Origin of the sequence: Streptococcus sp. UBA3373 (assembly GCF_002360305.1) — a bacterium.
In the GTDB taxonomy this organism is placed as follows: Bacteria; Bacillota; Bacilli; order Lactobacillales; family Streptococcaceae; genus Streptococcus; species Streptococcus alactolyticus.
This window is the reverse complement of sequence record NZ_DEQF01000011.1, coordinates 101,208-112,966: the sequence shown is the minus strand read 5'-3', so window position 1 is coordinate 112,966 and position 11,759 is coordinate 101,208. Positions and strand designations below refer to the sequence as shown.

General features: G+C 42.1%; 13 protein-coding genes. 11 read left to right on the top strand and 2 right to left on the bottom strand.

The annotated features are described in order from the left end of the window. Window positions 1–304 precede the first annotated feature (304 nt). Together B3R79_RS02210 and B3R79_RS02205 are read left to right on the top strand one after the other, a co-directional pair. Window positions 305–1,540, top strand: a complete 1,236-nt coding sequence (locus tag B3R79_RS02210) for an ammonium transporter (protein ID WP_154454578.1) — start codon at window positions 305–307, stop codon at window positions 1,538–1,540. 21 nt (window positions 1,541–1,561) lie between these two features. After that, the gene (locus tag B3R79_RS02205) at window positions 1,562–1,903 is read left to right on the top strand and encodes a P-II family nitrogen regulator (RefSeq protein WP_154454579.1); all 342 of its coding nucleotides are present in this window, start codon (window positions 1,562–1,564) and stop codon (window positions 1,901–1,903) included. A 39-nt stretch (window positions 1,904–1,942) separates the two neighbouring features. On the opposite strand, the gene B3R79_RS02200 is transcribed toward B3R79_RS02205, so the two are convergent. Then, complete coding sequence (locus tag B3R79_RS02200; RefSeq protein ID WP_293693488.1) at window positions 1,943–2,575, bottom strand: copper homeostasis protein CutC; 633 nt, start codon at window positions 2,573–2,575, stop codon at window positions 1,943–1,945. A gap of 136 nt (window positions 2,576–2,711) precedes the next feature. Here B3R79_RS02200 and serC point away from each other — a divergent pair, with 136 nt between their 5' ends. The 5 genes from serC (at window position 2,712) to B3R79_RS02175 (ending at window position 6,610) form a co-directional block, all read left to right on the top strand. Next, window positions 2,712–3,809: a 3-phosphoserine/phosphohydroxythreonine transaminase gene (gene serC, locus B3R79_RS02195; protein ID WP_154454581.1), complete on the top strand. Its 1,098-nt coding sequence runs from the start codon at window positions 2,712–2,714 to the stop codon at window positions 3,807–3,809. A 62-nt stretch (window positions 3,810–3,871) separates the two neighbouring features. Next, window positions 3,872–4,420 carry a GNAT family N-acetyltransferase gene (locus tag B3R79_RS02190; RefSeq protein WP_154454582.1) on the top strand — a complete coding sequence of 183 codons (549 nt, stop codon included), beginning with the start codon at window positions 3,872–3,874 and terminating at the stop codon, window positions 4,418–4,420. A gap of 46 nt (window positions 4,421–4,466) precedes the next feature. Then, on the top strand, window positions 4,467–5,645 hold the full coding sequence (locus tag B3R79_RS02185) for a 3-phosphoglycerate dehydrogenase family protein (RefSeq protein ID WP_168260458.1): 1,179 nt from the start codon (window positions 4,467–4,469) through the stop codon (window positions 5,643–5,645). 112 nt (window positions 5,646–5,757) lie between these two features. Beyond that, window positions 5,758–6,243, top strand: coding sequence for a methylated-DNA--[protein]-cysteine S-methyltransferase (locus B3R79_RS02180; RefSeq protein ID WP_293693494.1), 486 nt, complete (start codon window positions 5,758–5,760; stop codon window positions 6,241–6,243). A gap of 13 nt (window positions 6,244–6,256) precedes the next feature. Continuing rightward, window positions 6,257–6,610, top strand: coding sequence for an arsenate reductase family protein (locus B3R79_RS02175; RefSeq protein WP_235280668.1), 354 nt, complete (start codon window positions 6,257–6,259; stop codon window positions 6,608–6,610). A 44-nt stretch (window positions 6,611–6,654) separates the two neighbouring features. Here the strand turns inward: B3R79_RS02175 and B3R79_RS02170 are convergent, their stop codons facing one another. Continuing rightward, complete coding sequence (locus B3R79_RS02170) at window positions 6,655–7,482, bottom strand: exodeoxyribonuclease III (RefSeq protein ID WP_293693487.1); 828 nt, start codon at window positions 7,480–7,482, stop codon at window positions 6,655–6,657. A gap of 179 nt (window positions 7,483–7,661) precedes the next feature. On the opposite strand from B3R79_RS02170, the gene metG reads away from it, so the two are divergent. From metG to B3R79_RS02150, 4 genes are all read left to right on the top strand, one after another. Then, complete coding sequence (gene metG, locus B3R79_RS02165) at window positions 7,662–9,665, top strand: methionine--tRNA ligase (RefSeq protein ID WP_154455408.1); 2,004 nt, start codon at window positions 7,662–7,664, stop codon at window positions 9,663–9,665. Between the two features lie 157 nt (window positions 9,666–9,822). After that, window positions 9,823–11,058, top strand: a complete 1,236-nt coding sequence (locus B3R79_RS02160; protein WP_293693486.1) for an aminoacyltransferase — start codon at window positions 9,823–9,825, stop codon at window positions 11,056–11,058. A 70-nt stretch (window positions 11,059–11,128) separates the two neighbouring features. Further along, window positions 11,129–11,365, top strand: coding sequence for a DUF2829 domain-containing protein (locus B3R79_RS02155; RefSeq protein ID WP_154455406.1), 237 nt, complete (start codon window positions 11,129–11,131; stop codon window positions 11,363–11,365). Further along, window positions 11,358–11,759: SDR family NAD(P)-dependent oxidoreductase (locus B3R79_RS02150; RefSeq protein ID WP_293693484.1), on the top strand; the 402-nt coding region annotated here is incomplete at its 3' end. The genes B3R79_RS02155 and B3R79_RS02150, both read left to right, overlap by 8 nt.

Here is an 11,759-nt window from a genome sequence, read left to right as displayed (position 1 = left end):
TGTTATAAAATATGACATAATCTAACGACAAACATTTCGGGTAAAAGCTTACATCAGATGTATTTGGGGAAAAGTGGAAGAAAAAGCGGTTTTGTTTGAGAAAAGATAGTCGTTTGTCTTAAAAACAAGTAACATTCTAGGTTATAAATACAGAAAATTTAGAAAATTTTTGTAAAAAGTATTGCTTTTAGGAAAACTTAGTGTTATATTATCTAACATAATAACTCAAGTCATTGAGGTTGACATCTTTAGGAAGTGGCTTTTTATCCAAAAGTCGTGGTAAAGAGAGTAAAGGAGATAGGATATGAATTCAGGAAGTATAGCGTTTATCATTATTTGCGCGAGTTTGGTTTTTCTTATGACACCGGGTCTGGCTTTCTTCTATGGTGGCTTAGGGAGGCGTAAGAATGTCATCAACACGATGATGATGTGTGTCTTGCCGATTGCTCTGGCGTCAGTGATGTGGATTGTTTGTGGGTATTCTCTTTCTTTTGGTGGAAAAGGGGATATCATCGGAAATCTGTCCCATGTCTTTCTAAATGGTGTCAGTGAAACAACAAGCACACGTGGTCTAGAAATTCCAGATGCCTTATTTGCAGCATTTCAAATGATGTTTCCGATTATTACGGTTGCCATTTTAACAGGGGCAGCTGCAGGGCGTATGCGTTTTAGTGCTTTGATTATCTTTATTGTTTTTTGGCTCTTATTGGTCTATTTCCCATTTGCTCATATGGTTTGGGATGAAGGGCTTCTTGCTAAATGGGGAACCATTGACTTTGCTGGTGGCGATGTGGTTCATATCACGTCAGGGGTGTCAGGTTTGGTTCTAGCCTTGATGCTTGGTAAACGTCGTGACTATCATCGTTTGGAATACCGTCCTCACAACGTACCATTTGTCTTTTTAGGAGCTGGTATCCTTTGGTTTGGTTGGTTTGGTTTTAACGCTGGGTCAGCTCTTGCAGCAGATGGACTTGCGGTTCATGCTTTTATCACAACACATATCGCAGCAGCATCAGCCCTATTATCATGGATGATTGTTGAAAAAATCATGGCGGGTCGTTTCTCACTTGTAGGCGCGTCAACAGGTTTGGTAGCAGGGCTTGTTGCGATCACACCAGGGGCAGGTTTTGTATCAACTTGGAGTTCTCTTATCATTGGTCTTTGTGTGAGTCCTATTTGTTACTTTGCTATTTCTGTTTTGAAACCAAAATTAGCTTATGATGATGCCTTGGATGCCTTTGGTTGTCACGGTATCGGTGGTATCTTTGGTGGTCTAGCAACAGCTATTTTCACAACGCCAGAATTGGCTCTTGATTCGCATAATGTTGGTTTGATTTATGGCAATGCTCACTTGCTTTTGGTCACAGTAGCTGCTATTATCTTTACAATTGTTTGGTCAGCGGTAGCAAGTTTTGTGATTATCAAAGTCATTTCGCTCTTTATGGACATCCGTGTGGAAGAACGTTTGGAAGCAATTGGTCTTGATGATGCTGAGCATAAAGAAACAGCCTACCCAACCTTCATGGGATTGGATTCTTAATAAAAGCGAGGAAGTGACATTATGAAAAAAGTAGAAGCCATTATTCGAGCAGACCGCTTGGAAGATTTAAAGGATGCCCTGTCTAAGAAGAATCTGACCAATGGCATGACTGTCAGTCAGGTTTTGGGCCACGGCAAGCAACGTGGATTTGCGGAATATGTTCGTGGTCAAAAAATTGTGCCAACCTTATTGGCAAAAGTTAAGGTGGAAATCGTGGTTTGCGATGCTTTGGTGGATGATGTGGTGAGTAGTATCTGCCAGACTGTTCGGACAGGCGATGTCGGCGATGGGAAGATTTTTATCATTCCAGTTGATGAGGTGATTCGCATTCGGACAGGCGAAAAGGGCAGAGATGCTCTCTAATCAAAAAAACGAGGACGGCTAAGTCCTCATTTTTGGCTTTTAGGCCATGATTTTAGTACCGTGGGCGGCTTGGGCACCCGTTTGTTTAATCAAATCTTGGTAGTTTTCTGCTGTCACGCCACCGCCAATCATGATTTCAATGCGACCGTCAGCATATTCAACCAAGTCTTTCAAGTGGGTGATGTTTTCAGTAATTGGGTTATTTTGAGCAGACCCATGTGTCAAAATACGCGTGAAGCCTAAGTCCACCAATTGGTCAATGGCTTCTGTTTGTTGATCAAGTGGGATATGGTCAAAAGCCATGTGGAAAACTAGCGGCAAGCCCTGTGTTGCTGGCAAGAGTTGTTCAATAGCGTCTTGGTCAATGAGGTTGTCCTCGGTTAACAATCCAAAAACCAAGCTATCACTTTCTAATTCCACCGCGCGTAAAATATCATCTTCCATGATGCGCAATTCACTATCATTATAGACAAAATTCCCTCCACGCGGACGAATCATAGTGGCTAGGGCAATGCTTTTTTCATGGAGATAGCGCGCTGCTTCCTTGATAACCCCATAAGAGGGAGTCGTACCGCCAACGGCTAAGTTATCGCACAATTCAACGCGTTTAATCGTATCATCGAGCTGGTTAAGGCGTGTGGTATTTTCTGCACAAAATTCTTTAATAATCATGAAAACTCCTTTTCTAGTCCTTCGTTATCATTATAACATGATTATTTATAAATCATTTGAGTAAAAATCTTAAAAATCTTTACAAAATTCAGAATATTATGCTATAATTTATAACAATTATAACGGAGGTATTTTTATGACAATTTACAATTTCTCTGCAGGTCCTGCAGTGTTGCCAAAACCCGTGCTTGAACAAGCACAGCGTGAAATGCTTGACTACCAAGGTAGCGGCATGAGTGTTTTAGAAATGTCCCACCGTTCCAAAGAGTTTGACCACATTATTAAAGAAGCAGAACGCTTGTTGCGTGAATTGATGGCGATTCCTGATAATTATAAGGTACTGTTTCTTCAAGGTGGTGCATCAACGCAATTTACAATGCTGCCTTTGAATCTAGCAAAGGGGCGTAAAGCGTACTATCTCGTTGGAGGATCATGGGGGAAAAAAGCTTATGCAGAAGCTGTAAAATTGTCCAAAACCATTCCTTTTGAGCCTGTTTTGTTGGCATCGTCTGAGGATACGGTGTATGACCATATTCCAACATTTGACCCTAAAACCATTGATCCAGAAGCCGCTTATGTGCATATCACAACCAACAATACCATTGAGGGAACAGCCATTTATGACCTTCCTGATACCAATGGTGTGCCGATTGTCGCTGATATGTCGTCTAATATTTTAGCTGCGCGCTACAATGTGGAAGATTTTGCGGTTATTTATGCAGGCGCTCAAAAGAACATTGGTCCTGCAGGTGTGACTGTGGTGATTATCCGCGAAGATTTCCTAAACGACGAGCCAACTTTGTCATCAATGCTGGATTATCGCATCCAAGCAGAGGCAGGTTCGCTCTACAATACCCCACCAGCTTATAGCATTTACATTTCAAAATTGGTTTTTGAGTGGGTCAAGGCCTTTGGTGGTGTGGATAAAATGGAAGAAGCCAATCGTGAAAAATCAGGACTTTTGTACGATTTCATTGACCAGTCTGATTTTTACACCAATCCTGTTAAAAATCCAGCCCAACGTTCTGTTGCCAATGTTCCTTTTGTGACACCAAGTAAAGAATTGGATGCGCAGTTTGTGGCAGAAGCGACAGCGCTTGGCTTTAAAAACATCAAAGGGCACCGCTCAGTTGGAGGCATGCGTGCAAGTCTTTACAACGCATTCCCACGTCAAGGTGTGGTGGATTTGATTGCCTTTATGAAGCAATTTGAAGCTGAAAATAAATCTAACTAATGCCCTTTTTACAGCAGAAATGTTATACAATAGGTGTATATCAATAAAAAAGAGGTAATAAAATGGAGATTAGACAAGCTTTTCCCAATGAAGTGACACCAATCATGCGAGTAATTGAGGATGCTAGAAAGCAATTAGCTGCAAGTGGTAGCAACCAGTGGCAAGGGACTTACCCTGATGAAAATACCATTTATGATGATATTTTAGCTGGTCAAGCTTATGTAGGCTTATTGGATGGGGAAATTGTTGCCCATGCTGCGGTGGTGATTGGGGTTGAACCTGCTTATGAAAAGATTTACGATGGTCATTGGCAGCACAACAATCACCAATACGTCACCTTTCACCGTGTGGCGGTCTTATCGCGCGTGACAGGGCAAAAAGTCGCTCAAACCTTTCTTCAAGGCTTGATTGAAGGGACAAAAGGGCATGATTTTCGTTGCGATACCCACGAGAAAAACCTTGCTATGCAGCATATTTTGACAAAACTCGGTTACGTTTATTGTGGAAAAGTCCCTGTTGATGGGGAACGTCTAGCTTATCAAAAAATCAAAACTAAGGCTGAGAATGCCTTTTATCAAGAAGTTGATGAGGCGGACCACCATAGTTTGTAACAAATAAGAGAAAAGGGAGGCTGCCTGCAGCCTTGGAGTGAAGTCTATGGTCTATAGTGTTAAAACGTTTAATAATATCAATCAAGTGGGTCTAAAGGAATTAGGCAATCATTTTCAGGTAGATGGTGATTTGGCAGATAATCCTGATGCTTATATTTTGCGGAGCCAAAATCTGCACGGGACAACATTTCCAGATAATCTCAAAGCTATTGCGCGTGCGGGTGCTGGTACGAATAATATTCCGATTGACGAGGCAACGGCAGCAGGGATTGTGGTTTTTAACACCCCAGGTGCCAATGCCAATGCCGTCAAAGAAGCTGTTTTAGCATCTCTTTTGATGTCTGCGCGTGATTACATTGCTGCAAATAAATGGGTCAATACCTTGTCAGGTGATGACGTTCCCAAACAAGTTGAAGCAGGCAAAAAACAATTTGCAGGTAGTGAAATTTCAGGTAAAACCCTTGGTGTCATTGGACTTGGTGCCATTGGTGGTCGCATTGCCAACTACGCTCAACGTCTAGGTATGAATGTCATGGGCTATGACCCTTATGTGTCTATTGAAACGGCTTGGAATATTTCACACCATGTCAAACGCGTGGACGATGTGAAAGAGATTTTTGCCAATGCGGATTACATCACTGTTCATGTGCCTTTGACTGATGAAACCCGTCACACTTTTAATAGCGAAGCCTTTGCCTTGATGCCAAAGGGAACTGTGATTATCAACTTTGCCCGTGGTGAATTGGTGGATAATGCTGCACTTTTTGATGCGATTGAAACTGGCGTTGTTAAACGCTATATCACTGATTTTGGGACAGAAGAGCTTTTAAATAAAGATAAAATCACGGTTTTCCCACACGTTGGTGGTTCAACGGCAGAAGCTGAGTTGAATTGTGCGATTATGGCTGGTAAAACAATTCGTCAATTTATGGAAACAGGTGAAATCACCAATTCTGTGAATTTCCCAAATGTGCATCAGGCTTTGACGGCGCCTTATCGCATTACCTTGATTAACAAAAATGTGCCAAATATCGTGGCGAGAATTTCAACCGCCGTGTCTAACCTAGGCATTAACATTGACAATATCATTAACCGTTCAAAAGGCGAGTACGCATATACTTTGCTTGATTTGGACGAAACAGACAAAGCGAAAATTGATGATTTGGTAGCAACCTTTGAAGCCAGCGACAACATCGTTCGTGTGCGCTTAATTACCAAAAAATAAAGCCAGTTCCCTATTACCTCGCGTGGGTGATAGGGGCTTTTGTTTTTCCTTCCCACCGCTTTTTGCTATAATGAAATTAGTTAAACCTCTAGCATTTGGAAAGGCACTGACGATGTTGATGCGAAGCTATTACCCTTCTCCCTTGGGAACTATCAGTTTGTTGGCAGATGAGCGTGGCTTGCTGGGATGCTACTTTGTCGGGCAAAAGTATTTTGAAAATGGCTACCGCGACCAAGCGATTGTGGAGGGTGATTCTATCTTTTTAGCAGATGCAACAGCGTGGTTAGATGCTTATTTTGCTGGTGAAAATCCTAAAGCTGAGGACGTGGTTTTAGCTCCCCAAGGAACGGCTTTTCAACAAAGCGCGTGGCAGGTTTTGAGGGAGATTCCTTATGGAAAAACGATGACTTATGGGGAAATTGCCCAAAAAATCCAGTGTGCATCTGCCCAAGCAGTCGGTGGTGCTGTCGGAAAAAATCCTTTGTCTGTCTTTGTTCCTTGTCATCGGGTTTTAGGAAGTCAAGGGCAGTTAACGGGATATGCTGGAGGACTAGAGCGGAAACGTTGGCTTCTATCCCATGAAGGGGTCACGTTTTAGAAAAGAGGACATGATGTTAACATTTTATGAATACCCAAAATGCAGTACTTGCCGTCGTGCTAAAGCAGAATTACAGAAATTAGGAGTGGATTTTAAGGCAGTTGATTTGACGGTGGATACACCCACAGCAGAGCAACTAAAGAAATGGATGCAAGAGTCCGATTACACGATAAAGAACTTTTTCAACACCAGCGGTCAGGCTTACCGCGCTTTGGGCTTGAAAGATAAGGTTGATAGTCTTTCCATTGATGAGGCGGCTGAGTTGCTGGCTTCAGACGGCATGTTGATTAAGCGTCCCGTACTAGTCAAGGACAATCGTGTCTTGCAACTGGGTCACCGTAAGTCTTACCGTGATTTATTTGAATAAGTAAAATACCTCGGAGAACAGCATCTCTGAGGTATTTTTTATGCTTACAAATCAATTTCCAAAAGAATTGGGGTGTGATCTTGGCGAGCGCCTGAGTCAATCATTTCAGATTTGACGATTTTATCGGCAATGCGATTTGATGTGAGCCAATAGTCAATCCGCCAGCCAGCATTGTTGATTTTGCTGGTTTTGCTGCGTTGTGCCCACCAGCTATAGACATTTGGAATGTCGCCATGAATATAACGGAAAGTGTCGGTAAAGCCCTTAGCCAACAAATGAGTAAAGCCTGAACGTTCTTCATCTGTGAAACCAGGTGAACGACGGTTGGCACTTGGGTGAGCTAAGTCAATTTCCTTGTGGGCAACATTGTAATCGCCAGTTGCCAAAACAGGTTTCTTTTGGTCCAATGATGTCAAGTAATCTGCGTATTTTTCATCCCAAATTTGGCGATCGGCTAAGCGTCTTAACCCATCCCCAGCATTTGGCGTATAAACTTGGGTAACATAGTAGTGCTCAAATTCAAGGGTGATGATACGTCCTTCACAATCCATGGTGTCAGGGGCATCAATTTCAGGGTAAGAAATACTTGGGTTTAAGCCCTTTTTGTAAAGAAACATGGTACCAGCGTAGCCTTTTCTAGCAGGTTCAACAGACGAACGCCAAGCGATTTCATAATCTGGGAAATAGTCTTGTAAGATTTGCAGGTGTTTTTTAGTTGGGCCTTTGGCAGACAATTTGGTTTCTTGGATAGCGATGATGTCAGCTTCTTCCGCGACTAAGGTATCAATAACCGCGCGTGACAAAACGGCGCGTGCAGAATCGCTGGTCAAGGCAGCGTTAAGCGAGTCGATATTCCATGAGATTAATTTCATAAGGTAAAACAGGTCTTCTTTCTATACTTTGCTACCTGCTATTCTACCAAAAAATCCCCCATCCAGCGATAAATTTGATTATTCTGATTGATTTACGCTATAAGGGGTCACAGAAATGTGGTATAATGAGGTGTTATCAATAAAGGAGTTTCATTAGCTTCGATTTGAAAGGAAAGAAAATGACGAGTAAACAACCTTTTTACATTACGACACCGATTTACTACCCATCAGGTAAGCTTCACATTGGTTCAGCTTACACGACAATTGCTTGTGACGTTTTAGCCCGTTACAAACGCATGATGAACCACGAAGTCTTTTATTTAACAGGACTTGACGAACACGGTCAAAAAATTCAACAAAAAGCAGAAGAAGCAGGTATCACGCCACAAGCTTACGTTGACGGCATGGCTGCTGACGTTAAAAAATTGTGGGAAATGCTTGATATTTCTTATGACAAATTTATCCGCACAACAGATGACTACCATGAAAAAGTGGTGGCTGATGTGTTTGAAAAATTGTTGGCACAAGATGACATTTATTTGGGCGAATATTCAGGTTGGTATTCAGTTTCAGATGAAGAATTTTTCACAGAAAGCCAATTAGAAGAAGTTTTCCGTAACGAAAAAGGGGAAGTCATTGGTGGTATTGCCCCTTCTGGTCATGAAGTTGAGTGGGTTTCTGAGGAGTCATACTTCCTTCGCTTAGGCAAATACGCTGACCGCTTGGTTGACTTTTTCCATGCTCACCCTGATTTTATTCAGCCTGAAGGTCGTATGAACGAAATTATCAAAAACTTCATTGAACCTGGTCTTGAAGATTTGGCTGTGAGCCGTACGTCATTTACATGGGGTGTCAAAGTGCCATCTAATCCAAAACACGTGGTATATGTGTGGATTGATGCTCTATTGAACTATGTGACTGCTCTTGGTTACGACCAAGAAGATCATGCCAACTTTGACAAATTCTGGAACCAAGGTACTGTTTTCCACATGGTTGGTAAAGATATCTTGCGTTTCCACTCTATTTACTGGCCAATTATGTTGATGATGTTGGACATGAAATTGCCAGAACGCTTGATTGCTCACGGTTGGTTTGTCATGAAAGACGGTAAAATGTCTAAATCAAAAGGTAACGTGGTTTACCCTGAAATGCTGGTAGAACGTTACGGTTTAGACCCACTTCGTTATTACCTCATGCGTTCTCTTCCAGTCGGTTCAGATGGAACCTTCACGCCTGAAGATTACGTTGGACGTATCAATTATGAGTTGGCAAATGACCTTGGAAACTTGCTCAACCGTACCGTTGCCATGATTAACAAATATTTTGACGGTAAGGTTCCAACTTATGTGGAAAATGTGACAGCCTTTGATGCGGATTTGGCGGCTGTCGTGGCAGAAAATATCGCAGAATACCACAAACAAATGAACGCAGTTGATTACCCACGTGCTTTGGAAGCTGTTTGGAACATCATCTCACGTACTAATAAATACATTGACGAAACAGCGCCTTGGGTTCTTGCTAAAGACGAGGCTAAACGCGATGAATTGGCAGCTGTAATGGCACATTTGGCGGCTAGTCTGCGCGTGGTGGCTCACTTGATCCAACCATTTATGATGAGCACCTCAGATGCTATCATGGAACAACTTGGTCTTGGCAATGATTTTGACCTTGAAAACTTGACCTTGGCTGGTTTCCCAGAAGGTATCACAGTAGTTGCTAAAGGAACACCAATCTTCCCACGTCTTGATATGGAAGAAGAAATTGACTACATCAAAGCCAACATGGGAGCTGGTGCAGTTGTTGCCGAAGAAAAAGAATGGGACCCAGCAGACGTTGAACTTAACAATGAGAAAAAAGCCATTAAATTTGATGATTTTGACAAGGTTGAAATCCGTGTCGCTGAAGTCAAAGAAGTGTCTAAAGTTGAAGGCTCTGAAAAACTCTTGAAATTCCGCTTGGATGCCGGTGATGGTGAAGACCGTCAAATCCTTTCAGGTATCGCGAAATACTATCCAAACGAACAAGAATTAGTGGGAAAAAAATTACAAATCGTAGCTAATTTGAAACCACGGAAAATGATGGGCTTGCTCAGTCAAGGAATGATTTTATCAGCTGAACACGATGGCCATTTAACTGTTTTAACAGTGAATCCAAGTGTTCCAAACGGCAGCCAAATTGGCTAAGAGAGCAGAATATTCAGCCTCAAATCAGAGGCTGAGTATTTGTTTGTTGAGGAATGAAACTCCTTTCAAGAAATGACAGTTTATTTTCATTTAAGTTTCCTTTGCTAGATTTTAAGGGACTTTTAACTGAAAAAACGAATAGAATTGAGAAAAACAGATGAGTTTAACGATTTTATCCAGAGCGGATTACGAACAAATGAGTGCTTCTTTTAAAGAACGCTCGTTTATGCAGTCTGTCGAAATGGCAGATTTACTTGAAAAACGTGGGTTTGAGGTGACTTTTTTAGGTTTGGAGGCAGACGGAGCTATCCAGGTGGCTGGCATTTTGTATAGCAAGGCGATGACAGGTGGGCTTCACATGGAAATCAATTCAGGTCCAGCTTCTAAGGACCCAGCCTATCTTTCAGACTTTTATCGGGAATTACAAGCCTACGCCAAGGAAAATGGCGCCTTGGAGCTGATTGTCAAACCTTATGACATTTATCAAAGTTTTGATACCCATGGCAATCCCAACGACGATGAAAGACCAGAATTGATTACAGATTTGACAGACCTTGGCTATCACTATGATGGTTTGCAGACGGGCTACCCTGATGGTGAACCAGATTGGCATTATGTCAAGGATTTGACAGGCTTGACACCTGAAACGCTACGCAACTCCTTCAGTAAAAAAGGACGCCCTTTGGTTAATAAGGCCAATTCTTTCGGTATCAAGGTGCGTCGCCTCAAACGTGATGAATTGTCTATTTTTAAAGAAATCACAGCTTCCACATCAGCAAGACGCGATTATCAAGACAAGCCTTTAGATTATTATGAGGACTTTTATGATAGTTTTGGGGATAATTGTGAATTTATGATTGCGACTTTGAATTTTAAAGATTATCTAAACAACCTTCAAGAAGGTTATGATGATATTGCGGCTCAGTTAGCGGTTTTAAATCAAAAAATTGCTGACGGGGTCAACTCAGCTAAGGTTAACAAACAAAAAGCGCAGTTGGATAAGCAAATTGCCACTTTTGACGTTCGTATCAAGGAAGCTAAGGACTTGATTGCTCAGCACGGTTCAGAAGATGTGGTCTTGGCAGGTAGTCTCTTTATCTACACACCACAAGAAGCGGTTTACCTTTTCAGCGGTTCTTACACCGAATTTAACAAATTCTACGCACCAGTAGTACTGCAAGAGCACGTCATGACAGAAGCTATTAAACGTGGCATTACCTTTTATAACTTCCTTGGTATTCAAGGTGTTTTCGACGGTAGTGATGGTGTCCTTCGTTTCAAACAAAATTTCAATGGTTATATTGTCCGTAAAATGGGGACTTTCCGTTATTACCCACGCCCTAGATTGCATAAAGCCATTACAGCAGTGAAAAAGTTGTTAGGAAGAGCCTAACCATTCGTCAAAACGAGCTTACGGGCTCGTTTTTTGATATACTAGATATAGTAACAACAAGGAGAGAAAAATGACTTTTGAAGAGATTTTACCAGGATTAAAAGCGAAGAAAAAATACGTGCGTACAGGCTGGGGCGGTGCCGAAAACTACGTGCAATTGTTTGACAGCATTGAGCAAAACGGTGTGGCTTTGCCAGTGACCCCTTATTTCCTCATCAACGTTTCTGGTGAGGGCGAGGGCTTTTCTACGTGGTCACCGACCCCTTGTGACGTTTTAGCGACCGATTGGGTGGAAGTCCATGACTAAGGTGCTTATCACAGGCGTCAGTTCTGGCATTGGACTGGCACAAGCTCGTCTTTTTTTGAAAAATGGCTGCGCAGTTTATGGGGTTGACAAATCAGAAGCCCCTGATATTCAAGAAGAGAATTTTCATTTTTTGCAGTTGGATATCACAGAGAATTTAGCTGCGCTTTTTGATGTTGTGCCTGATGTGGATATCCTATGCAATACGGCAGGTATTCTCGATGCTTACAAGCCCTTGCTGGCTATATCAGATGACGAAATAGCAGATGTTTTTCAGACCAATTTCTTTGCAACCGTTGCTATTACTCGCCATTATTTAGCCAAGATGGTGGAACGACAAGCGGGCATCATTATCAATATGTGTTCGATTGCGTCTTTTATGGCAGGTGGGGGCGGA

What these genes read in the sequence shown, in the direction of transcription:
- B3R79_RS02210 (WP_154454578.1), top strand. Translation starts at nt 305, where the DNA reads ATGAATTCAGGAAGTATAGCGTTTATCATTATTTGCGCGAGTTTGGTT.
- B3R79_RS02205 (WP_154454579.1), top strand. Translation starts at nt 1,562, where the DNA reads ATGAAAAAAGTAGAAGCCATTATTCGAGCAGACCGCTTGGAAGATTTA.
- B3R79_RS02200 (WP_293693488.1), bottom strand. Translation starts at nt 2,575, where the DNA reads ATGATTATTAAAGAATTTTGTGCAGAAAATACCACACGCCTTAACCAG.
- serC (WP_154454581.1), top strand. Translation starts at nt 2,712, where the DNA reads ATGACAATTTACAATTTCTCTGCAGGTCCTGCAGTGTTGCCAAAACCC.
- B3R79_RS02190 (WP_154454582.1), top strand. Translation starts at nt 3,872, where the DNA reads ATGGAGATTAGACAAGCTTTTCCCAATGAAGTGACACCAATCATGCGA.
- B3R79_RS02185 (WP_168260458.1), top strand. Translation starts at nt 4,467, where the DNA reads ATGGTCTATAGTGTTAAAACGTTTAATAATATCAATCAAGTGGGTCTA.
- B3R79_RS02180 (WP_293693494.1), top strand. Translation starts at nt 5,758, where the DNA reads ATGTTGATGCGAAGCTATTACCCTTCTCCCTTGGGAACTATCAGTTTG.
- B3R79_RS02175 (WP_235280668.1), top strand. Translation starts at nt 6,257, where the DNA reads ATGTTAACATTTTATGAATACCCAAAATGCAGTACTTGCCGTCGTGCT.
- B3R79_RS02170 (WP_293693487.1), bottom strand. Translation starts at nt 7,482, where the DNA reads ATGAAATTAATCTCATGGAATATCGACTCGCTTAACGCTGCCTTGACC.
- metG (WP_154455408.1), top strand. Translation starts at nt 7,662, where the DNA reads ATGACGAGTAAACAACCTTTTTACATTACGACACCGATTTACTACCCA.
- B3R79_RS02160 (WP_293693486.1), top strand. Translation starts at nt 9,823, where the DNA reads ATGAGTTTAACGATTTTATCCAGAGCGGATTACGAACAAATGAGTGCT.
- B3R79_RS02155 (WP_154455406.1), top strand. Translation starts at nt 11,129, where the DNA reads ATGACTTTTGAAGAGATTTTACCAGGATTAAAAGCGAAGAAAAAATAC.